Origin of the sequence: Streptomyces chengmaiensis, assembly GCF_029846775.1 — a bacterium.
Classification (GTDB): Bacteria; Actinomycetota; Actinomycetes; order Streptomycetales; family Streptomycetaceae; genus Streptomyces; species Streptomyces chengmaiensis.
The window spans coordinates 28,626-50,924 of sequence record NZ_JARWBG010000048.1; the positions used below are offsets into that span (position 1 = coordinate 28,626).

The window sequence follows — 22,299 nt, forward strand, 5'->3', positions numbered from 1 at the left end:
GCACACTGGGAGCATGACGACCGGCGCACCGACACCGACGGCCCAGAAGCGTTCCCGCCCCCGCTCCCTGCTTCCTCTCGCCATCGCCGCCTGGCTGGTGCTGGAGATCTGGCTGCTGATGGTCGTCGGCCGGGTAGCCGGCGGGCTCACGGTGCTCCTGCTGCTGGTCGGCGGGGCGGTGCTGGGCGCGGCGGTCATGAAGCGGGCGGGCCGCAGGGCGTTCACGGCGCTGACGGAGACGCTGCAGTCCCCGTCTTCGGCGGTGGCGCCGCAGCCCGGCGGCAACCCGGGCAACGGCTTTCTGATGCTTGCCGGGCTGCTGCTGATGCTGCCCGGGCTGATCTCCGACGCGGCGGGGCTGCTGCTGCTGATCCCGCCGCTGCGGAAGAGCCTGAGCCGGCGTGTGCGGCGGGCGGCCGTGCCGGGCCCGCTCGGTGACGCGTACGAGCAGGCCCGGATGCGCCGACCGGACGGCAAGGTCGTCCAGGGCGAGGTCATCCGCGACGACCCGCCCCGGAGCGAGGACGAGGACCCTCCCCGCCCGCCCCTGACGAAGTGACGCCCCGCACACCTGCCCGAGCACGGCAAAGCCGCGGGGGCGGACCACCTGATGTGGTCCGCCCCCGCGGCTCGCGGTGACTCGAAGCTACGCGATCACACGATCACGCGGACTTCCGGCTGTCCCGCGGATGCACCGCGATGTTCATCGCCCCTGACCGCAGGACCGCCAGCCTCTCGGCCAGCACCTCCTCCAGTTCCTCACGGGTGCGCCTCTCCATGAGCATGTCCCAGTGCGTCCGCGCCGGCTTGCCCTTCTTCTCCTCGGGGCCGTCCCCGTCCACCAGGAGTGCCTGGGCGCCGCACGCCTTGCACTCCCACTCCGGCGGAATCTCCGCCTCAACCGAGAACGGCATCTCGAAACGATGTCCGTTCTGGCATGCGTACTCCACGGCCTGGCGCGGGGCCAGATCGATGCCGCGGTCCGTCTCGTAGCTGGTAACCACGAGCCGCGTGCCGCGGAGAGCTCGCTCACTCATGAATCGTGCCTCCCGGGCTTGTCGCCCACAGGACAGGTGTCGCTGTCGTCGTCATCCGGTCAACGTCCGGTCGGCGGTAAAGATTCCCGTTCCGGGTCATGCGTCGCCCGTCGTGCCGCTGCTTTCCCAATGTATGGGGGTACCCACCAGTGCCCGGTTTGTCACATCTGACAGAAAGTGTCACCCCGTGATTTCACTTCTTCCGCGCGCAGTAACGGTCCGCCTGGCAGGCCAAAGGCGTACACTACCGCCCTTTCACTTCAACGTCTAAATCCGGTCGGGCACCGGATTGCCCGCGGCGGCCGCCGCCTCCCGTACCGGCACCCGCGCCAGCAGCAGGAACCCGAGGGCGAAGAACGCCACCAGGGAGATGATCGCGTCCCGGTAGCTGCCGGTCAGCTGGTACGCCAGGCCAAAGACCAGAGGCCCCAGCCAGCTCAGTCCGCGATCGCTCATCTCGTACGCGGAGAAGTACTCCGCCTCCTTGCCGCGCGGCACCAGATGCGAGAAGAGCGAACGCGACAGCGCCTGGCTGCCGCCGAGGACGAGCCCGATCGCACCGGCGAGGACGAAGAACCACATCGGCCGCCCCGCAGGCAGGAAGTAGCCGACGGCGAGGATCAGCGTCCACACCCCCAGAGACCCCAGGATCGTGTGCTTCGCCCCGTAGCTCCGGGCCAGCCGTCCCATCGCCAGCGCGCCCGCCACCGCCAGCACCTGCACCAGCAGCACCGCGGTGATCAGCGTGGTCTGGTCGAGCCCCAGCTCCTCGGAGCCGTAGATCGACGCCTGGGAGATCACCGTCTGGACCCCGTCGTTGTAGACGAGATACGCCAGCAGGAAGGAGAGGGTGAGCGGATGGCGCCGCATGTCCCGGAGCGTCGCCAGGAGCTGCCGCCAGCCGGAGCCCACCGCCCCCTCGCCGTCCGGCGCAGCCCGCCGGTCACGCAGTCGGCGCAGCGGCACCAGGGTGAACGCCCCCCACCACAGACCGGCCGACGCCAGACAGATCCGCACCGCCTCGGCCTCCGACAGGCCGAAGGAGTCATGCCCCGTGTAGAGGGCGAGATTGAGCAGGAGCACCAGCGCGCCCGACGTATAGCCGAACGCCCAGCCACGCGACGAGACCGCGTCCCGCTCGTCGGGCTTCGCGATCTGCGGCAGATACGCGTTGTAGAGGACCATCGACACCGCGAGGGAGGCGTTGGCGACGATCAGCAGCAGCGCGCCCAGCAGATAGCGGTCGCCGTCCAGGAAGAACATGCCCGTGGTCGCCGCCGCCCCGAGGTACGCGGCAGCCGCCAGCAGAGGCTTCTTTCGCCCCGAACGGTCGGCCGCCGCACCCGCCAGTGGCATCACCAGCACCGCCAGCACCACGGACACCGACACCGCGTACGGGAACACCGCCCCGGCCCGCACCGGGACGCCCAGCGGGTGGACAAACCCATCGGCGTCCGCCGCGGCCTTGGCCACGGACGTCAGATACGGCCCGAGGAAGACGGTGAGCACGCTCGTCGAGTAGACCGAACAGGCGAAGTCGTAGAAGTACCAGCCCCGCTGCTCGCGTATCCGGTCTTCCGGATGGCCTGGACCGTGCGGGCCGGCCGCCCGGTCCGCGGTGTCCGCAGTCACGCCGCGCCCTCTCGCTCGTCCGCCGTCAGACGTGCGGGGCGGAAGGGCCGGGGGTCAGATCCAGACTCCCCGGTCGGTCAGCACCGTGCGCAGCGTCTCCAGATGATCGGTCATGATGCCATCCACCCCGAGGTCCAGCAGCGCCGCCATCCGATCCGCGTCGTTCACCGTCCAGACGTGCACCTGAAGCCCGCGGGCGTGCGCCTCGCGGACGAAGCGGCGGTCCACCACAGGGATGCCGTTCTGGGACTGCGGGACCTGCGCGCACACCGCGCCCATCCGCACCGCCGCCGGAATGCCCAGCGAGCGCATCCGCAGCCCCAGCACCCCGCGCACGCCGTACGACGTCGCCAGCCGCGGCCCGGCGAGACGGGCGGCCCTGGCCACCCTCCCCTCCGAGAAGGAGCCCACGCAGACGCGGTCCCAGGCGCCGGTCCCCCGGATCAGATCGACCAGCGGCGCCAGTGCCGACTCCGCCTTTATGTCGACGTTCCAGCGCGCCTCCGGGAACTCCTCCAGCAGTTCCTCGAAGAGCGGCAGCGGCTCCCGGCCCGCCACCCGCGCCCGGCGCACCTCGCTCCAGGGGAGGTCGGCGATCCGGCCGCGCGTGTCCGTCACCCGGTCCAGCGTCGTGTCGTGGAAGGCGACGAGCCTGCCGTCGGCGGTGGTGTGCACGTCCGTCTCGAAGTAGCGGTAGCCGGCCTCGGCGGCGCGGCGGAAGGCGGCGGCGGTGTTCTCGAGCCCGTCGGCCGCCCCGCCCCGGTGCGCGAAGGCGAGCGTGGCCGGATGGTCCAGATAGGGATGGCGTACGCGTGTCACCTCGGCAGTATCACCCGCCCCGGTGTCCGCCCGGCGACCGCCGTACTGCATTCGCCTGGTCCGCAGATGGCGAAGACGCGCAGGAACAGCTGGGCGAGCGGGCCGATCGCCAGCGCGTACGCCACCGTGCCGATGCCCAGCGACCCGCCGAGCAGGAATCCCGTGGCCACCACCGCCACCTCGATCAGGGTGCGCATCAGCCGGATCGAACGGCCGGTCCGCCGGTGCAGTCCGGTCATCAGGCCGTCGCGCGGCCCCGGTCCGAATCGGGCCGCGATGTACAGTCCGGTCGCCGCGCCGTTCAGCACGATCCCCGTGGTCATCACGAGGATCTGCACGGGGAGCGTGCGGGCGTCCGGCACGACCGCCAGCGTCGCGTCCATGGCGAGGCCGACGACGAAGACATTGGAGACCGTGCCGAGCCCCGGGCGCTGCCGCAGCGGAATCCAGGCCAGCAGCACCGCGGCGCCCACGATGATCGACACCACGCCGATGGTCAGGCCGGTCAGCTCCGCAAGACCCTGATGGAGCACGTTCCAGGGCTCCAGCCCGAGCCCCGCACGCACCAGCAGCGCCGAACTCGCCCCGTACAGCGTCAAACCGGCGTACAGCTGCAGCAGCCGGCGCGGCAGATGGGCAGAGGCAGAAGACATGTGTGACCCCCCAGGGTGTCGTCGTGGACTGATGCATGACACCCTGTGGCCATGGAATGAATGCCAGCCATGGCCAATTTACGGAAGGTGGACTGACTTCCATGACGCAGTGGACCTCGGCGGTGGGGGCGGCGCAGCTCGCCCGTCAGCTCGGCGCCCAGCAGCCGCGGCCGGGTGGACCGGGAGCGCGCAAGCTCCCCGCGTACCGTGCGCTGGCCGACGGGATCAGACTGCTCGTCCTCGAAGGCAGGGTGCCCGTCGCCGCCCGCCTGCCCGCCGAGCGGGAGCTGGCGCTGGCCCTCTCGGTGAGCCGCACGACGGTCGCCGCCGCGTACGAGGCACTGCGTGGCGAGGGCTTCCTCGAGTCGAGGAGGGGCGCCGGGAGCTGGACGGCCGTCCCCGCCGGCAACCCGCTGCCCGCCCGCGGCCTGGAGCCGCTGCCGCCGGAGTCCCTCGGCTCGATGATCGACCTGGGCTGTGCGGCGCTGCCCGCGCCCGAACCATGGCTGACCCGCGCCATCCAGGGGGCGTTGGAGGAGCTTCCCCCGTATGCGCACACCCACGGCGACTATCCGGCGGGACTGCCCGCCCTGCGGCGGATGCTGGCGGACCGTTACACCGAGCGGGGCATTCCGACCATGCCTGAGCAGCTCATGGTCACCACGGGCGCCATGGGGGCGATCGACGCGATCTGTCATCTGTTCGCCGGGCGCGGCGAGCGCATCGCCGTCGAGTCGCCCTCCTACGCCAACATCCTCCAGCTGATGCGCGAGGCCGGGGCCAGGCTGGTGCCGGTCGCCATGGCCGAGGGGCTGGCGGGCTGGGATCTGCCGCGCTGGCGGCAGGTGCTGCGGGAGGCGGCGCCGCGGCTGGCGTATGTGGTCGCCGACTTCCACAACCCCACGGGTGCGCTGGCCGACGAGGACCAGCGGCGGGCGATGGTGGACGCGGCACGTTCGGCCGGGACGGTGCTCGTCGTCGACGAGACCATGTCGGAGCTCCACCTCGACGATGACATCGACATGCCCCGGCCGGTCTGCGCGTTCGACCCGGCGGGCAGCACGGTCCTCACGGTGGGGTCGGCCAGCAAGGCGTTCTGGGCGGGCATGCGGATCGGCTGGGTCCGGGCCGCGCCCGACGTGATCCGCTCCCTGGTGGCGGCCCGCGCCTACGCGGACCTCGGCACGCCCGTGCTGGAGCAGCTCGGCGTCAACTGGCTGATGCGGACGGGCGGCTGGGAGCAGGCGGTCGCGGTGCGCCGGACCCAGGCACGGGAGAACCGCGACGCGCTGGTCGCCGCGGTGCGCAGGGAGCTGCCTGGCTGGGAGTTCCGGGTGCCCCGCGGAGGGCTGACCCTCTGGGTCCGCACCGGGGGACTCTCCGGCTCCCGCCTCGCCGAGGCCGGGGAACGCGTGGGCGTCCGCGTCCCCTCGGGACCGCGCTTCGGAGTCGACGGCGCGTTCGAGGGGTACGTCCGCCTCCCCTTCACCGTCGGCGGCCCCGTCGCCGACGAGGCGGCCACCCGTCTTGCCGCCGCGGCCCGCCTGGTCGAGACGGGCGCGACGACGGGTGCGGAGTCTCCGCGCACCTTCGTCGCCTGAGCCGCCGGGCGCGCCGTCCGTGCCCTCGCGGTCCAGCGGGTCGGGCGAGCGCCCGGGCGAACGGCCCGCTGGACAGCGGCCGTCCGCCTCCGGCGGCTACCGGGCGAGGGGGCCGGGGTCAGGCCCGGTTTCGGGAGGAGACGGGGAGGGGGAGAGCCGTCGGCCGCGCACGTCAGCCGTCCGCCTTGACCGCGTCCCGCACCGGCTCCGTCGCCCCGACGTCCTCCCGCACCGGGTCCGGCACCCCGTGGTCCTCCCGCACCGGGTCCGGCGCCCCGTGGTCCTCCCGCACCGGGTCCGGCGCCCCGTGGTCCTCCCGCTCCGGCAGCAGCGCCAGCACCGCCCGCCGGTGGGATTCGGCCGTGGCGTCGTCGTACGGGTCCGGCGTCGAGGGCACCTGCAGCCGGACCACGGGCGCCGCACCCAGCCGGGCGTACCCCCGGCCGGGCGGCACTGCCGGGACCGGTGTCGTGTGCGGCGGGACGCCGAGCACGGACGTTGCCTCCTCGCAGGAGACCGGCCCGAGGACCACCCGCGCACGCGTATGCGTGCGCACCGCCTCGGCCAGTGACTCCAGCCCGTCGAACTGCTCTGCCACGGCCACCGTCACCTGCGCCGCCCTGCCGTGTCGCAGCGGCACGGAGAGCAGTTGCTGAGGGTCGGTGCGCCCCTCGGCCGCCGCGAGATGACCGAGGACGCTCGGTCGGTCGAGCAGGATCCACAGCGGGCGGCGAACGTCCTCGGGCGTGGGATGCCCCGTCTGCCGTGAACGGTTCGCCGCGATCAGCCGGCGTTCCGTCTCATGTGCCGCCCACTCCAGGCCTGCCAGCGCGCCGGCCAGCCCGCACTCCACCGCCAGCACGCCCTTGCGCCCGGTCAGACACGCGTACTCGCCGGTGCCTCCGCCCTCGATGATGAGTACGTCCCCGTGCTGGAGCGCCTGCAGCGCGATGGATCGGAGCAGTGTGGAGGTGCCGCTGCCGGGCGTCCCGACGGCCAGCAGATGCGGCTCGGTCGACCGCGCCCCCGTGCGCCAGACGACCGGCGGCGCGTCCCGTGTCGCCCCCTCGGCATCGGTCACCGGCACCGTGCGCTGTACCGCGTCCGGATCGGTGAAGCCGAGCACGGTCTCCCCGGGGACGGTGACGAACCGCTGTGCGGAGATCGTGGCCGGCAGCGCGGGGAGCGCGGTCATCAGCATTTCATTGGCCTCCTCCTCCCAGGTGAAGAGGTGCTCGCAGCCGCGTCCCGACTTGGCGTGCAGCAGTTGCTCGATACGGGTGCGTGCCTGCGGCTCGCCGTCTGTGAAGTACGCGGGGTAGTTCACCCGCAGCCTGGTCAGCCGCCCGTCCGCGTCAAAGGCGCACTCGCTGAACGCGGCGCTCCACTCCCCGCCGTGCCGGAACAGCGGAGCGGGGTCCTCGGCCGCCGAGAAGTACGGCACCAGGGCCTCGTACAACGCCTGCAGCCTGCGGCTCTCAGCGGGGTCGGGGCCGCTCGGCGCCGCAGTGAGCTCCCGGCCCTGCCATGCGGCCGCGCCCATCACCGAGACCAGCGCGAGAAGCGGCCCGTACGGGATGAGCGCGATCAGCAGCAGGCTGCCGGCGGCCAGGAACAGGGCGGGACCACGCCGCTCCGTCGGGGTGTCGGCCCATCGCCGGCGCGCCGTCCCGGCCAGCCGGCGCAGCCCGCGACTGATCGTGATCAGCGGGTGGAGCACATCCGCCGCGCCGTCCGCGGCAGTGCGCGCGATCTCCCGGCTGCGGGCGATCTGCGCACTGCCGCCGCTGACGATGCGGCTGCCGAGGATCCGGTTGCCGGGGAACCGGAAGCCAAGGGCGCGGGAGAGCGTTCGACGTGCCACGTCAGAACTGGATTCCGCCCAGCAGGCTGGCCAGACTCGCGCCGCCCGCCGTGATGCTCGGGGCGATCGCGGTGCCCGCCAGATAGAAGCCGAAGAGCGCGCAGACCAGGGCGTGGGACGCCTTGAGCCCGTCCTTTCGGAAGAACAGGAAGACGATGATGCCGAGCAGCACGACACCGGAGATCGACAGAATCATGAGTGTTCTCCTGGTTGTGGGGACAGTCACCATGAGTTGTTCCAGGCTCACAGCAAGTATCTATGCGACAAAAGGTGCGAATGGGTGAAAAATCATGGGTTTCACTCGGCTGGCAGACGGTCGGCTCGTTGATCGTCAAGGCGGCGCGCGGGCAGTACCCTGTCGGTTCACTCCAGTCGGCATGTGAAGCGGTTGAAAGGCGGTCCCCTGATGAGCGAAGCACCCGACCCCGAGGTGATCGAGCTCGCGGCCAAGGTCTTCGACCTGGCGCGCAGGGGGGAGGCGGAGGCGCTCGCCGCCTACGTCGACGCGGGTGTCCCGGCGAACCTCGCCAACGACAAGGGCGACACGCTCGTCATGCTCGCCGCCTACCACGGGCACGCCGACGCCGTGCGGTCCCTCCTCGAGCGCGGCGCCGAGCCGGACCGGCCCAACGACCGGGGCCAGACCCCGCTCGCCGGGGCCGTCTTCAAGGGCGAGGACGCGGTGATCCACGCCCTGCTGGCCGGCGGCGCCGATCCGGAGGCAGGTACTCCGTCCGCGATGGATACAGCGCGGATGTTTGGGAAGACAGACCTTCTGGAACTGTTCGGCAATCGCTGAACGGCAGTTGGGACGCCGTGCGGCAGTTTCCGGGAAAGTCCACGTCACCGCGGCGAGGGGGCTGCCGTAAATGTGGTCGCGGTGGCGATATGGGTGGGTCATCATGACGTCGGGCCCTACCCCGGACTTCATCCGGGCGTCCCCCTGGGGCCACCGACGAGAGGCAGGAAGATGGTCTACACCAAGCGGAAGACGACGGGCGGCCCAGCATGTTGCCGCGCGGCCTAGCGGCTAGTGCCCCCTTGGCATCCCCACCCCCGGTCGCGTCGACAGCTTGATGTGAGGCTCTTTCCATGTTCGATCCAGTCATAGCGCCGAGCGGCACGCTCCTCGGCCTGCTGCAGAGAGGGCGCGGCGACGGCACCCTGCACGCGCTCGCCGCCCCACGCGCCGAAGCGCTCGCCGCCCTCAACCACTGCGTGCTCCACGACCCCCGCCACGACTGGCAGGTCGAGAACCGCTCCCTCTTCTACGCACGCCTCTATCTGGATCTCCACGGCAGCCTCGAGGAGATCGAGCGCCACCTGTGCGACGCCGACGACCTCCTCGACACCGACGAGGCCAGGACCGGCCTCGCGCTCGCGGTGCTCGGCCACCTCGCCTCGTACGGCAGAGGCGACGCCCTCGCCCTGCTGCGCCGCTACGCGGCCGCCGGGTCGAACTGGGCCTGGGCCCTGGACGAGCTGGCCCTGCGCGACACCGACGCCGGGCTGCGCTCGCTCGCCGCCTCCGTCCTCGCCCGCTTCCCCGCCACCCCGGAGGGCGACGCCGAACTCGCCCTCGCCATGCGCAACGCCTTCGAGCCCCGCCCCTGGCGGCTGTGGGCCGAGGACCAGCGCCACGCCATCGGCGCACGGGTCCGCGCCGCCCGGGAAGCCGGCTCGTTCGACCGCTGGCAGCGCCAGCTGCGCCCCGCCGGGCCGCGCCCCGGATGGAGCGTGCAGGCCGTCTTCGACTGGGCCGAGCGGGGCCTCCAGCGCGGCAGCGTCCTCCATGTGCCCGCCGCCCGCTGCCTCACGGCCGTCGCCGGGCCCGAGGACCGCCCCGCCATCGTCGAGGCCGCGCGCTCCGGCCCGGACGGCGCACGCTGCGCGGCCCTGCACTATCTCGCCGAATCCCGCGACCCCGTCGTCCTCGACCTCGTCGAGGCGGCCGCGCTCAGCCCCTCCCGCACGGTCGCCGAAGCCGCCGTCTCCGCCTTCGAGCGGATGTGCGGCGACGACGCGGTGGAGCGCGCCCGCCGCTGGGTCCACCGCCCCGACGCCCTCGGTGGGTCCGCCGCCGGAGTCCTCGCCTGCCGAGGTGAGGCCCGCGACGCCGGCCTCGTCCTCGGCGCGCTCCGCGAGACCGTGCGCGCCGAAGGCCCCGACGCACCCCTGCTGTGGTCACTCGTCGACGGCGCGGGCCGCCTCGGCATCGAATGCGCCGCGCCCGTGCTGCGCCACGTGTACCGGGAGACCGCCTCCTCGCAGCTGCGCGGCCGCGCAGCCCGTGCCCTGGCCGCCACCGATCCCTCGTTCCCCACGGGGTTCGCCGTGGAGTGCCTGTGGGACTGCGAGGAGACGACACGCGAGGTCGCCGCGCTGCACGCCGAGACCGGCGATGTGCGCGTCGCCGAGCGTCTGCGCAGACTCGCCGCCGACCCCGTCGAGGAGGCCGAGGTGCAGACCGCCGTACGGAGCAGAATCGGCCCCGACACACCGGCCCTCTGACGCGCCTGCGATCTTCGTGTCCCTTGTGGTGGTTGTGGCTCGGGTGGCCGCTGTGTGGCCATTCGTCTTGAGATGGGCCAGCAGCGGCGACAAACGCTCATGGGACGTTTCACGGGCGGAAAGATCCACGTAGGCACAGCCACCCCGGGCGCGACGAGAACACGGATATGCGTGTCGTCATCGTCACCGAATCCTTCCCGCCAGACGTCAATGGTGTGGCGCACTGCGCCCTGCAGACCGCCCGGCACCTGGCCGTACGCGGTCATGAACCGCTCGTCATAGCGCCGACCGCGACCGCGGCAGATGACTGCGACCGGACCGCGCCGTGTCCCGTCGTACGCGTCCCCTCGCTTCCGCTGCCCGGATATCCGCAGGTCCGGGTGGCTCTGCCGAGCCGCCGGGTCGCGGCGGCCATCACCGCCCACCGGGCCGACCTGGTCCACCTCGCCAGCCCCTTCGTGCTGGGTGTGCGCGGCATGGCGGCGGCGGCCCGGCTCGGACTGCCGGCCGTCGCCGTCTACCAGACGGATCTGGCCGGATACGCCCGCACATACGTGGGCGCGGGCGAGGGGGCGGCCTGGCGGCGCATCCGGGCGGTGCACAGCGCCGCGGACCGCACGCTCGCCCCTTCGACCGCCGCCCTGCACGACCTGGAGCAGCACGGCGTGGAGCGGGTGCGGCTGTGGCCGCGCGGCGTCGACACGGCCCGCTTCCGCCCCGACCTGCGCGACGAGGCGCTGCGGCGCGAGCTCGCCCCCGGCGGCGAAGTGATCGTCGGCTACGTCGGACGGCTCGCCCCCGAGAAGCATGTGGAACTGCTGTCCGGCGTCTGCGAGCTCCCCGGCGTACGGGTCGTGGTCGTCGGCGACGGGCCCAGCGAGGCGGCCCTGCGCACGGCGCTGCCCAAGGCCGCGTTCCTGGGACGCAGAACGGGCGACGACCTCGCCCGTGTCTTCGCATCGCTGGACGTGTTCGCCCACACCGGCCCGTACGAGACGTTCTGCCAGACAGTGCAGGAGGCCATGGCCGGCGGAGTGCCGGTCGTCGCGCCCGCCGCGGGCGGCCCCCTCGACCTGGTCGACCACGGGCGCACCGGGCTGCTCGTACCACCGGGCGACGCGGACGCGGTGCGCGACGCGGTGCGCCGGCTCGCCGCCGACCCGGCTCTGAGGGCCGCGTACGGACGGGCCGCGCGGACCGCCGTCGAGGGCAGGACCTGGGCCGTCATCGGAGATCTGCTGATCGACCACTACGCCGAGGTGCTGGGCGCGCGCACGACGGCGGTGGCGGCATGACCGGCGCGCACGACGACCGGAGCCTGCGCATCGTACGGCTGGCGAACTTCGTCACGCCGTCCTCCGGCGGACTGCGCACGGCGCTGCGCGAGCTCGGCGCGGGATACCTGGCAGCGGGCCATGAACCCGTGCTCATCGTCCCCGGCGACCTGGAAAGCGACCGGCAGACCCCGCAGGGGCGGATCATCACATTGCCCGGACCCGAGATCCCCGGCACCGGCGGATACCGGGTGCTCGCCGCGCGGCGGCGGCTGCGGGAGGTGCTGGAGAGCCTCGATCCCGACCGGCTCGAGGTGTCCGACCGCACCACGCTGCGCTGGACCGGCGAGTGGGCGCGCCGCCGCCGCATTCCGTCGATCATGGTCTCGCACGAGACGGCGGACGGAGTGCTGCGGACCTGGGGGGTGCCCGCGAAGGCCGCGGAGCGCGCCGCCGACCGACTCAACCGGCGCAGCGCCTGGTCGTATTCGCGCATCGTGTGCACCACCGAGTGGGCCGAGCGCGAGTTCGTCCGGATCGGCGCGCGCAATGTGGTGCGCGCGCCGCTCGGGGTCGATCTGGAGCGCTGCCGTCCGGGCCGGCGCAGCACGGTGCTGCGTGCCAAGCACGCCGCGGGCGCGCGGGTGCTGCTGCTGATGTGCTCCCGTCTCTCCGTGGAGAAGCGCCCCGGCATGGCACTGGACGCACTCGCCGAGCTGCGGGAGCGGGGGGTGAAGGCCGCGCTCGTCGTCGCGGGCGAAGGTCCGCTCAAGCTCTCGCTGATCCGCCGGGCGCTTGCGGAGCGGCTGCCGGTGGAGTTCCTCGGCCATGTCTCCGACCGCGAGACGGTGGCCGACCTGCAGGCCGCGGCGGACCTGTGTCTCGCGCCGGGGCCCGCGGAGACGTTCGGCCTGTCCGCCCTGGAGGCGCTCGCCTGCGGCACACCCGTCGTCGCCAGTGCCTCCTCGGCCCTGCCCGAGATCATCGGCGACGCGGGCGCGGCCGCTGCCGACACCGCCGAGGACTTCGCAGACGCCGTGCAGGGCCTGCTCGCCCGGCCGGAGCGGGCGCGGCGCGCGGCGGCGCGGGCGCGGGCCGAACTCTTCGACTGGCAGCATTCGGTGGCCGCGTTCCTCGCCGCCCACGACGCCCCGCCGGTCCGCCCCGCCGAGCCGCGCTCCGCCGGGGCTCGCCTGGCTCAGCCCCGCCGCGCGGATGCTGCTGCGGTCACGGCCGGGTCTGCCGAGTCCCGCCGGGTAGACGCCGGCCCGGTTGAGGCCGGCCCTGTTGAGGTCTGCCGGGTAGACGCCGGCCCGGTTGAGGCCGGCCCGGTTGAGGCCGGCCCGGCTGGGGTCCGCCCCGCCCAAGCTCATCTCGCCCAGGCCCATCTCGTCCAGGCCCATCTCGTCCAGGCCCGGCGCGCCGAAACCCATGCCGACGCGTCCCCGCCCGGAGCCGGGAGGCCGCCGGCCGGGGCGCCCCCCGCTGAAGCACGGCCTGCCGGGCGCCGGCCCGCTGCGACGTCTCCCTCGGAGGTGACGACATGACCTGCGCGCCGGGTCGAGGACGCTCGAACGCCGCCGGGGCCGACGGCAGACGTACTCCCGAGCCGCGCGGCCCTGGCCACGGCGCGGACTGTCCGATGCGCACGGGAGCCCCCGACGCACCCGGCCCAGGGACCGCACCGGCCGTGTCGTCGGCCGCAGCCGCTCGACCGGAGGCGGCACAAGAGGTGTGGGGCAGCGCCCCGGAGGCCCGGCGTCAGCCGGACCGCACCGCTGAGGCAGCCGTCGGCCGCGCAGCCGCTGTTCACCCGCACCGACAGAGCCACGGCCGCTGCGGGGGCGCCACCGCCGGCGGCGCACACCACCGGCTCGGCCGACGCCCGGGCGAACCCGAACCGCACCGCCGCCCGCTGCGGTTCGTCGCGCTCGGCGACTCGCTCACCGAAGGCGTCGGCGATCGCGTCGGAGACGGCTGGCGCGGCTGGGCCGCGCTGCTCGCCGAAGGCCTGGGGCGGTCCGGCGCACCCGCCGACTTCCGGAACCTCGCCGTCAGCGGGGCGCTCAGCGGGGACGTCGCCGAGCACCAGACCCCCGAGGCCCTCGCCTGCCGCCCCGATGTCGCCTCCGTACTCGTCGGAGTCAACGACACACTCCGCCGGACCTTCGACATCGCGGCGCTGGCCCGCCGGCTCGACGCCGTATGCGAGCAGCTCACGGCGGCCGGCGCCGTCGTCCTCACCGCCTGCCTCCCCGACCCCGGCAGCATGCTGGCGCTCCCCGCGCCGCTCGCCCGCCCCCTGGCGAGACGTCAGCGGGCCGTCAACGCCGTCGTGCACGCGGTCTCCGCGCGTTACGGGGCGGTCCATCTGCACGCCGCCGACGCCGCGTGGACAGCCGACCGCGCCATGTGGAGCGCCGACCGGCTGCACCCCTCGGAGCGCGGGCACCGGACGATCGCGCTGCGCTTCCATGAACTGCTCGCCCAGCGCGGACTGGCCCACGGGCCCGCCCCCTCCCTGACGCCGGACCAGCCCGCCCCCACTCGCGCCGACACCGCCCTGTGGCTCGCCACCGCGGGCACCGGCTGGGTCGCACGCCGCTGCACCGATCTGCTGCCGCAGCTGCTGCGGCTGGCCGGATCCGAGGTACGCCACTGGGCGCGGGGCACCAGCCCCCGCCTGGACCGCAGCGCCGAACACGCGCTGTCCGCCGCCCTCGCCGCCGTGTCCCTGGACGCTCCTCTTGCCAGAATGGGGGAATGAGCGGGCGCTGGGAGTTCTGGATCGACCGTGGCGGCACCTTCACCGACATCGTGGGCCGCAGGCCCGACGGACGGCTCGCCACCCGCAAACTGCTGTCCCACAACCCCGACCGCTACCGGGACGCCGCCGTGGCCGGCATCCGGCTGCTGCTCGGCCTCGGTCCGGACGAACCGGTGCCCGCGCAGCGCGTCGCCTGCGTCAAGATGGGCACCACCGTCGCCACCAACGCCCTGCTGGAGCGGCGCGGCGAGCCGACCGTCCTCGTCATCACCGAAGGCTTCCGCGACGCCCTGCGCATCGCCTACCAGAACCGGCCCCGGATCTTCGACCGCCACATCGTCCTGCCCGAAGCGGTGTACGACCGCGTCATCGAGGTCCCCGAGCGGATCGGCGCGCACGGCGAGATGGTGCGCCCCCTGGAATCCGACGCCGTGGCGGAGCAGTTGCAGGCGGCGTACGAGGACGGCTTCCGCAGCGCCGCCGTGGTGCTGATGCACGGCTACCGCCATCCCGACCACGAGAAGGCCGTCGCCGAGGCCGCCCGCAGTGCCGGATTCATGCAAGTGAGCTGTTCGCACGAGGTCAGCCCCCTGATCAAACTCGTGCCCCGCGGCGACACCACCGTCGTGGACGCCTACCTCTCGCCGATCCTGCGCCGCTACGTGGAGGAGGTGGCCGGCGAACTCGACGGCATCCGGCTGATGTTCATGCAGTCCAACGGCGGACTGCGCGAAGCCGCCCACTTCCGCGGCAAGGACGCCGTCCTGTCCGGGCCCGCGGGCGGCGTCGTCGGCATGGCCCGCACCTCCGAACAGGCCGGCCACGACCGGGTCATCGGCTTCGACATGGGCGGCACCTCCACCGACGTCTCCCACTACGCGGGAGAGTTCGAGCGGGAACTGGGCACCCAGGTCGCGGGCGTGCGCATGCGCGCCCCCATGATGAACATCCACACCGTCGCGGCCGGCGGCGGCTCCGTCCTCCACTTCGACGGCCGCCGCTACCGGGTGGGACCCGACTCCGCGGGCGCCGAACCCGGGCCCGCCTGCTACCGGGGCGGCGGCCCCCTGACGGTCACCGACGCCAATGTGATGCTCGGCCGCATCCAGCCCGACTGGTTCCCGGCCGTCTTCGGGCCCGGCGGCGACCAGCCGCTGGACGCCCGTACCGTCGCCGACCGCTTCGCGGAGCTGGCCGAACGCGTCCGCGTGGAGAGCGGAGTCGACCGCACACCCGAACAGGTCGCGGCCGGTTTCCTGGAGATCGCCGTCCTCAACATGGCCAACGCCGTGAAGAAGATCTCCGTACAGCGCGGACACGACGTCACCCGCTACGCTCTCACCTCGTTCGGCGGCGCGGGCGGACAGCACGCCTGCGCCGTCGCCGACGCCCTCGGCGTCGACACGGTGATCGTGCCGCCGCTGGCCGGAGTGCTCTCCGCGTACGGCATCGGACTTGCCGACGCCACCGCCATGCGGGAGCAGTCCGTCGAGGCGGAGCTGAACGAGACCACGGGGCGGCGGGTCCACGAGCTGTGCGCCGACCTCGCCGCCCGCACCCGCGCCGAGCTGCGCGCCGACGCAGTGCCGGACGACGCGATCACCACCCATGCCCGGGTGCTGCTGCGCTACGCGGGAACCGACGCGAGCCTTGCGGTCTCGCTGGACGGCGTTGCCGCGATGCGGAAGGCCTTCGAGTCGGCCCATCGCGCACGCTACGCCTTCACCATGGACAAGCCGGTCGTCGCGGAGGCGGTCTCGGTGGAGGCGGTGGGCCGGGCGGGTCCCCTCGGCCCGGTCATCGCCGACGACGCCGCCCCCGGCGGCACGGCCCGGAGCGCGGGCGCCCGGCTGACCCCCCGCGCCGTCGTGCAGATGTTCGTGGACGGGGAGCGGCACGACACCCCGCTGCACCACCGCGGCGACCTGCGCCCGGGGGACACCGTCGAAGGCCCCGCCGTCATCGCCGAGGCCGACGCGACCACCGTCGTCGACCCCGGCTGGAGCGCGGCGGCCGGCGACGGCGGGCATCTGCTGCTGACACGGGTACGTCCCCGACCGAGCCGCATCGCCGTCGGCACCGATGTCGACCCCGTCCTGCTGGAGGTCTTCAACAACCTCTTCATGTCCATCGCCGAGCAGATGGGCGTCCGGCTGGAGAACACCGCCCACTCCGTCAACATCAAGGAGCGGCTCGACTTCTCCTGCGCCCTGTTCGACTCCACGGGCAACCTCATCGCCAACGCGCCCCACATCCCCGTACACCTGGGCTCCATGGGCGAATCGATCAAGGAGGTGCTGCGCCGCAACGAAGGCAGGATGCGCCCGGGCGACGTCTACGCGGTCAACGACCCGTACCACGGCGGCACCCATCTGCCGGACGTGACGGTGGTGACCCCCGTCTACGAGGGAGGGGAACTGCGCTTCCTGGTCGCCTCCCGCGGCCACCACGCCGAGATCGGCGGCATCACCCCGGGCTCCATGCCGGCCTTCAGCCGGACGATCGACGAGGAAGGCGTCCTCTTCGACAACTGGCTTCTGGTGCGCGACGGCCGGCTGCGGGAGAAGGAGACCCGCGAACTGCTCACTGCCGCACGCCACCCCTCCAGGGCCCCCGACGTCAACATCGCCGACCTGCGCGCCCAGATCGCCGCCAATGAGAAGGGCATCGCCGAACTGGCCCGGATGACCGACCAGTTCGGACTGGACGTCGTACAGGCCTATATGGGCCACGTCCGCGACAACGCGGAGGAGTCGGTCCGCCGCATCCTCGCCGAACTCCACGACGGCGACTGCCGCTACGAGACAGACGCCGGGGCCGTGATCCAGGTCGCGCTGCGGGTGAACCGCGAGGCCCGCAGCGCCGTACTGGACTTCAGCGGCACCTCGCCGCAGCAGCCGGGGAACTTCAACGCCCCCAAGTCCGTCGTCATGGCCGCCGTCCTCTACGTCTTCCGGACGCTCGTCGCCGACGACATCCCGCTCAACAGCGGCTGCCTCGAACCCCTGGAGGTGCGAGTGCCGGACGGCTCGATGCTCGCGCCCGTGTATCCCGCGGCCACGGTCGCCGGCAATGTGGAGACCTCGCAGGCCGTCACCGGCGCCCTGTACTCGGCCCTGGGCGTGCAGGCGGAGGGCTCCGGCACGATGAACAACGTCACCTTCGGCAACGACCGCGTCCAGTACTACGAGACCGTCGCCAGCGGCTCGGGCGCGGGCGACGGCTTCGACGGAGCGGATGCCGTGCAGACCCATATGACCAACTCCCGCCTCACCGACCCCGAAGTGCTCGAGTGGCGCTACCCGGTGCGCGTGGACGCCTTCGCGATCCGGGAAGGCAGCGGCGGGCGCGGCCGCTGGCGCGGCGGCTGCGGCGTCGTCCGCCGCATCCGGTTCCTCGAGCCGATGACGGCGGCCCTGCTCACCGGACACCGTCGCATCCCGCCGTACGGCATGGCGGGCGGCGCAGCCGGCGCACTCGGCGGCAACCGCGTGGAGCGCGCCGACGGCGCCGTCGACGAACTGCTCGGTGTCGACACGGCGGAGGTCGGCACGGGAGACGTCCTGGTCATCACCACCCCGGGCGGCGGGGGTTACGGCACTCCGGAGCCGTAGTCGGGCCGGAGCCCTGCCCCGGCCGCCCCGCCGGCGCAAACCGCACCGGGGTGCCGGGCAGCGCCTGGGCCGCTGCCGGGAGATCGCGCTCGTCGACCACCGCCACGACCGGATAGCCGCCGGTCGTGGGATGGTCGGCCAGAAACACCGCCGGCCGGCCGTCCGGCGGCACCTGCACCGCCCCCAGCACCATCCCCTCGCTGGGCAGCTCCGCCGTGACCGCCCGCCGCAGCGGGGGGCCTTCGAGGCGCAGCCCGATGCGGTTGCTCGCCGACGAGACGCGGTACGCCCCTGAGGCGAGCGTCGCCGGGGCTTCGGGCGTGAACCAGTCGTCGCGCGGCCCGAATCGGATCCGCAGCACCAGCTCGGCCGGCGGCCGCGGCCAGGGGGCCGCGACCGGCTGCGCGGGCAGCGGGCCTTGCGGCCCGCCGAGCGGCAGCACCATGCCCTCGGTCAGCGGCGGCGGCCCGAGCCCTGACAGCAGATCGGCCGAGCGGCTGCCCAGCACCGCGTCGACCGCGATCCCCCCGGCGAAGCCCAGATAGCTCCGCAGGCCGCTGACGGCGGGCCCCGCCTCCAGCACCGAACCCGCGGGGACGTGCACCGGCGCGCCCCAGGCCGCCGGCCGTCCGTCGACGGTCACGGCACAGGGCGCGCCGCCCACGACTGCCGTCACCGCGCAACGGGGCCGCACCGCACACCCGCTGAGCGTGGTTTCCAGCACGGCCGTGCCGTCCGCGTTGCCCACGAGGCGGTTGACGAGACGGGCCGCCGACGGGTCCAGAGCGCCGGAACGCGGCACTCCGAGGTGTGCGTGGCCGGGCCGCCCCAGGTCCTGCACGGTGGTCAGCGCCCCTGCCCGTACGACGGCGAGGGCCCGGTCGGTCATCGGCGCTCCACCGTGAACCGCACCCGGGCGCCCGGCGTGAGCAGGGCGGCAGGCTCCCGCGTCGCGTCCCACAGCACCGTGTCCGTCGTCCCGATCAGCTGCCATCCGCCGGGGGAGGAGCGCGGATACAGCCCTGTGTACGGACCGGCGAGGGCCAGTGAGCCCTGCGGGACGGAAGTGCGCGGGGAGGCGCGGCGCTCGACTGCGAACTGCTCGGGCAGCCCGGTCAGATAGCCAAAGCCCGGTGCGAATCCACAGAACGCGACCCGGTACTCGGTGGCCGTGTGGATGCGTACCGCCTCCTCCTCGGACGTCCGCCAGTGCGCCGCGACCTCGGCCAGATCCGGCCCGTCGTAGCGGACGGGGATCTCGATCACGTCCTGGGCGCGTGGCGGAAGCGGCGGAACCGTCCACTGGGGGAGCTGCCGCGCCAGCGCGGCGGGGGCGTCGAGGCCGTCGAGCAGGACGGTCCGCGCCGCTGGCACGATCTCGCGCACGGGAGGCAGCGATCCGGCGGCGCGCCGGCGCAGCAGCTCGGCGTGGAGGGCCTGAGCCTCCGGGGCGTCCGCCAACTCGACGAGCAGAGCCCGGTCCCCCACGGGCAGCACCTTCATGCGAACGCCTCCACCCGCACGCCCGCGCCCTCCAGCCTGGCCCGTATAAGCCGGGCGAGTCCGACCGCGCCCGGGGTGTCGCCGTGGAGGCACAGCGAGCGTGCCCGGATCGAGACCGGCCGGCCGCAGTGGGAGGTGAGGACCTTGAAGCGGGCCAGCGAGACGGAGCGCTCCACGACCTCCGCCGGGTCGTGGATGACCGCACCGTCCGATGCCCTGGGGACGAGCGTGCCCTCGGCCGTGTAGGCGCGGTCGGTGAACGCCTCGGCGACGACGGGAAGACCGGCCTTCTCCGCCAGGGCGTGCAGCGCCGATCCGGGCAGACAGAGCAGCGGCAGTCGCAGGCCGGTCAGTTCGACCCCCTCGACGACGGCAGCGGCCTGCTGCTCGTCATGGACGACGCGGTTGTAGAGCGCGCCATGCGGTTTGACATAGGAGACGGCGGACCCGGCGGCCCGAGCGAACACCTCCAGCGCCCCTATCTGATAGGCGACTTCGGCGGCCAGCTCGTCCCGCGGCACATCCATCGCGCGCCGCCCGAAGCCGGCCAGGTCCCGGTACGCCACCTGGGCGCCGATCCGCACCCCCCGCTCGGCTGCGGCGCCGCAGACCCGGCGCATGGTGGCCGCGTCCCCGGCGTGGAAGCCGCACGCCACATTGGCGCTGGTGACGACCGACAGCAGCTGGTCGTCATCGGTCAGCCGCCAGCGGCCGAAGCCTTCGCCGAGGTCGGCGTTGAGATCGATGGAGACCGGTGTCACAGCAGCTCCCTGCCACGTGTCTCGGGCAGCCCGGACAGAGCCGCCGCCGCAAGTCCGTACCCCGCCGCTCCGAAGACCAGCGCTCCGCCCACTCCCCAGCTGTCGGAGAGGAACCCCACGAGCGTCGGCAGGAAAGCGCCGACCGCGCGTCCGCTGTTGTAGGTGAATCCCTGGCCCGTCCCGCGCACCGCGGCCGGGTAGAGCTCGCTGAGGAAGGAGCCGAACCCGCTGAAGATGGCCGACATGCAGAAACCGAGTGGGAAGCCGAGGACGAGCAGCAGCCCGTTCGACCCCTCCGGGATGTTGGTGTACGCCAGGATTCCGGCCGCCGACAGCGCCGCGAAGAGCGTGATGTTCCGCTTTCGGCCTATTCGGTCCGTGAGGTAGCCGCCCGTGAGATATCCGATGAACGCGCCCGAGATCAGGAAGGCGAGGTAGCCGCCCGTGCCGACGACGGTCAGACCGCGCTCGGTCTTCAGATAGGTCGGCACCCAGGTCGCCAGGGTGTAGTAGCCGCCCTGCACTCCGGTGGAGAGCAGTGTGGCGAAGACGGTGACGCGCAGCAGTTCGCCCCGGAAGATCATGGAGAAGGAGCCCCGTTCGCCGCTGGAGGCGCGGCGCTTCTCCGCCTCGGGTGCGTCGCTGACGTTCCGTCGGACGTAGACGATCAGCAGGGCGGGCAGGGCGCCCGTCCAGAACATCACACGCCAGGCGGTGTCCGGGTCCAGGAAGTGGAACACCACGGTGTAGACGATGACGGCGAGCGCCCAGCCGGCCGCCCAGGAACTCTGCACTGCTCCGAGAGTCCGGCCGCGGTGCTTGGCGGTGGCGTACTCGGCGACCAGGATCGCGCCCACCGCCCACTCGCCGCCGAAGCCGAGTCCCTGGAGGGCGCGGAAGACCAGCAGGGTCTCGTAGTTGGGGGCGAATCCGCACGCGACGGTGAACACCGCATAGGTGGTCACCGTGACCATCAGGGCTTTCACCCGGCCGATCCGGTCGGCCAGGATCCCGGCGAGCGCGCCGCCGATGGCGGAGACGACCAGCGTGACGGTGGTCAGCAGGCCCGTCTGGCCGTTGTCCAGGCTGAAATACGCCGAGATCGCCACCATGCTCAGCGGCAGGGTGAAGTAGTCGTAGGAGTCGAGGGCGAATCCGCCGAACGCCCCCGCGAAGGCGCGCCGCCCTCGCGGTCCGAGGGCCCGCAGCCACGCGAACGCGCCTGTGTCGTCCGGCAGTCGGCCGTGGTCGGCCTGGGTCCGGGTCGTACTCATCTGCACCTCGCAGTCGAAGGGGAGGGGTGCCGCTGAGACCGTGCGGATTCGCCAAGGTAGAGGATTGTTGAACGATCCGACAAGGGCTGTGGAAAGACGTTCCACGCGTCTGCTCGTCGGCGGCTTCTAGGATTCCTGCCGAGTACCTGCACACGTCGGCGGCGGCAGCGGCCGACGAGGGAGAGAGGACGCTGTGGGGGCGACAGAGTCGGGTATCGGCGGGCTGGCGGACGACCGGCCGCTGCTGGGCCGCACCAGCACCGCGGAACGCGTCGCGGACATCCTGCGCACACGGATCGCCGAGGGCTACTTCCCGCCCGGCGAGCGGCTGTCCGAGGACGCCATCGGCAAGGCCCTCGGCGTCTCGCGCAACACCCTGCGCGAGGCGTTCCGCCTGCTCACCCACGAGCGGCTGCTGGTGCACGAACTCAACCGCGGCGTGTTCGTCCGCATGCTCGCGGTCCAGGACGTGGAGGACATCTACCGGACGAGGCGTCTTGTCGAGTGCGCCGTCGTCCAGGGCCTCGGCGAACCTCCGTACGTGCTGGACGAACTCGACGCGGCCGTCGCGGACGGCGAGCGGTCGGCGCGGGAGCGCGACTGGAAAGGCGTCTCGACCGCCAATATCCACTTCCACCGCGAACTGGTCGCGCTGGCAGGGAGCGCCCGCACCGACGAGCTGATGCGCGGGGTCCTCGCGGAACTGCGGCTCGCCTTCCACGTCGTGGACGATCCCCGTCGACTGCACCAGCCTTTTCTGGTTCGAAACAGGGCAATCCTGGAGGCTCTGCGCGCCGGTGAGCCCACAGCCGCGGAACGTCTGCTGATCGAGTATCTCGACGACTCCCGCGAGCGGCTCGTCGAGGCATACGGCGACATCGTGGCCCACGACGAGACCTGAACCGCCGGCGGCCCCGGCCGCGGCCCGGCCCTGCGGCGCGGACGGCGGCGGCCCGGCCGCGCTCGGAGGCGGCGGCCTGCGGCGTCGG

The 22,299-nt window shown here is 73.0% G+C and carries 18 protein-coding genes and 1 pseudogene; 9 read left to right on the forward strand and 10 right to left on the reverse strand.

The window, feature by feature from the left end:
• Window positions 1-13: 13 nt before the first annotated feature.
• On the forward strand, window positions 14-559 hold the full coding sequence (fxsA, locus tag QCN29_RS29230; RefSeq protein WP_279931936.1) for an FxsA family membrane protein: 546 nt from the start codon (window positions 14-16) through the stop codon (window positions 557-559).
• Between the two features lie 103 nt (window positions 560-662).
• On the opposite strand, the gene QCN29_RS29235 is transcribed toward fxsA, so the two are convergent.
• The 4 genes from QCN29_RS29235 to yczE form a co-directional block, all read right to left on the reverse strand.
• Window positions 663-1,037: an RNA polymerase-binding protein RbpA gene (locus QCN29_RS29235; protein WP_003959706.1), complete on the reverse strand. Its 375-nt coding sequence runs from the start codon at window positions 1,035-1,037 to the stop codon at window positions 663-665.
• A gap of 267 nt (window positions 1,038-1,304) precedes the next feature.
• Complete coding sequence (locus QCN29_RS29240) at window positions 1,305-2,669, reverse strand: MFS transporter (RefSeq protein ID WP_279931938.1); 1,365 nt, start codon at window positions 2,667-2,669, stop codon at window positions 1,305-1,307.
• Between the two features lie 54 nt (window positions 2,670-2,723).
• Window positions 2,724-3,488, reverse strand: a complete 765-nt coding sequence (locus QCN29_RS29245; protein ID WP_240138614.1) for a glycerophosphodiester phosphodiesterase family protein — start codon at window positions 3,486-3,488, stop codon at window positions 2,724-2,726.
• Window positions 3,485-4,141, reverse strand: coding sequence for a membrane protein YczE (yczE, locus tag QCN29_RS29250; protein WP_279931939.1), 657 nt, complete (start codon window positions 4,139-4,141; stop codon window positions 3,485-3,487). Before yczE ends, QCN29_RS29245 begins: the two co-directional genes overlap by 4 nt.
• Window positions 4,142-4,242: 101 nt before the next feature.
• Here yczE and QCN29_RS29255 point away from each other — a divergent pair, with 101 nt between their 5' ends.
• Window positions 4,243-5,742, forward strand: coding sequence for an SCO1417 family MocR-like transcription factor (locus tag QCN29_RS29255; RefSeq protein ID WP_279931941.1), 1,500 nt, complete (start codon window positions 4,243-4,245; stop codon window positions 5,740-5,742).
• 172 nt (window positions 5,743-5,914) lie between these two features.
• Here the strand turns inward: QCN29_RS29255 and QCN29_RS29260 are convergent, their stop codons facing one another.
• A complete protein-coding gene (locus tag QCN29_RS29260) occupies window positions 5,915-7,552 on the reverse strand; it encodes a hypothetical protein (protein ID WP_279931959.1) in 1,638 nt (545 codons plus the stop codon).
• Window positions 7,553-7,607: 55 nt separating this feature from the next.
• Window positions 7,608-7,802, reverse strand: coding sequence for a hypothetical protein (locus QCN29_RS29265; RefSeq protein WP_240138611.1), 195 nt, complete (start codon window positions 7,800-7,802; stop codon window positions 7,608-7,610).
• 210 nt (window positions 7,803-8,012) lie between these two features.
• On the opposite strand from QCN29_RS29265, the gene QCN29_RS29270 reads away from it, so the two are divergent.
• From QCN29_RS29270 to QCN29_RS29295, 6 genes and pseudogenes are all read left to right on the forward strand, one after another.
• Window positions 8,013-8,405, forward strand: coding sequence for an ankyrin repeat domain-containing protein (locus tag QCN29_RS29270; protein ID WP_240138610.1), 393 nt, complete (start codon window positions 8,013-8,015; stop codon window positions 8,403-8,405).
• A gap of 293 nt (window positions 8,406-8,698) precedes the next feature.
• On the forward strand, window positions 8,699-10,117 hold the full coding sequence (locus QCN29_RS29275; protein ID WP_279931945.1) for a HEAT repeat domain-containing protein: 1,419 nt from the start codon (window positions 8,699-8,701) through the stop codon (window positions 10,115-10,117).
• Between the two features lie 167 nt (window positions 10,118-10,284).
• The gene (locus QCN29_RS29280; RefSeq protein WP_279931947.1) at window positions 10,285-11,412 is read left to right on the forward strand and encodes a glycosyltransferase family 4 protein; all 1,128 of its coding nucleotides are present in this window, start codon (window positions 10,285-10,287) and stop codon (window positions 11,410-11,412) included.
• Window positions 11,409-12,548: pseudogene (locus QCN29_RS29285) on the forward strand (glycosyltransferase); the annotation flags it as partial. The gene QCN29_RS29280 and the pseudogene QCN29_RS29285, both read left to right, overlap by 4 nt.
• Window positions 12,549-13,306: 758 nt before the next feature.
• Window positions 13,307-14,158, forward strand: a complete 852-nt coding sequence (locus QCN29_RS29290) for an SGNH/GDSL hydrolase family protein (RefSeq protein WP_279931961.1) — start codon at window positions 13,307-13,309, stop codon at window positions 14,156-14,158.
• Complete coding sequence (locus tag QCN29_RS29295) at window positions 14,155-17,772, forward strand: hydantoinase B/oxoprolinase family protein (protein ID WP_279931949.1); 3,618 nt, start codon at window positions 14,155-14,157, stop codon at window positions 17,770-17,772. The genes QCN29_RS29290 and QCN29_RS29295 overlap by 4 nt, the downstream gene beginning before the upstream one ends.
• On the opposite strand, the gene QCN29_RS29300 is transcribed toward QCN29_RS29295, so the two are convergent.
• Genes QCN29_RS29300 through QCN29_RS29315 form a run of 4 tightly spaced genes read right to left on the reverse strand, consistent with a single transcriptional unit; the run spans window position 17,729 to window position 21,310 of the window.
• Window positions 17,729-18,661, reverse strand: coding sequence for a 5-oxoprolinase subunit C family protein (locus tag QCN29_RS29300; protein ID WP_279931950.1), 933 nt, complete (start codon window positions 18,659-18,661; stop codon window positions 17,729-17,731). The two genes, QCN29_RS29295 and QCN29_RS29300, sit on opposite strands and share 44 nt — an antisense overlap.
• Window positions 18,658-19,275 carry a 5-oxoprolinase subunit PxpB gene (pxpB, locus tag QCN29_RS29305; protein ID WP_279931951.1) on the reverse strand — a complete coding sequence of 206 codons (618 nt, stop codon included), beginning with the start codon at window positions 19,273-19,275 and terminating at the stop codon, window positions 18,658-18,660. The genes QCN29_RS29300 and pxpB overlap by 4 nt, the downstream gene beginning before the upstream one ends.
• Entirely contained in the window at window positions 19,272-20,036 is a 765-nt protein-coding gene (locus QCN29_RS29310; RefSeq protein ID WP_279931952.1) for a LamB/YcsF family protein, read from the reverse strand. The genes pxpB and QCN29_RS29310 overlap by 4 nt, the downstream gene beginning before the upstream one ends.
• Window positions 20,033-21,310, reverse strand: a complete 1,278-nt coding sequence (locus QCN29_RS29315) for an MFS transporter (RefSeq protein WP_279931953.1) — start codon at window positions 21,308-21,310, stop codon at window positions 20,033-20,035. Before QCN29_RS29315 ends, QCN29_RS29310 begins: the two co-directional genes overlap by 4 nt.
• Before the next feature lie 193 nt (window positions 21,311-21,503).
• Here QCN29_RS29315 and QCN29_RS29320 point away from each other — a divergent pair, with 193 nt between their 5' ends.
• Entirely contained in the window at window positions 21,504-22,211 is a 708-nt protein-coding gene (locus QCN29_RS29320; RefSeq protein WP_240138602.1) for a GntR family transcriptional regulator, read from the forward strand.
• Window positions 22,212-22,299: the final 88 nt, after the last annotated feature.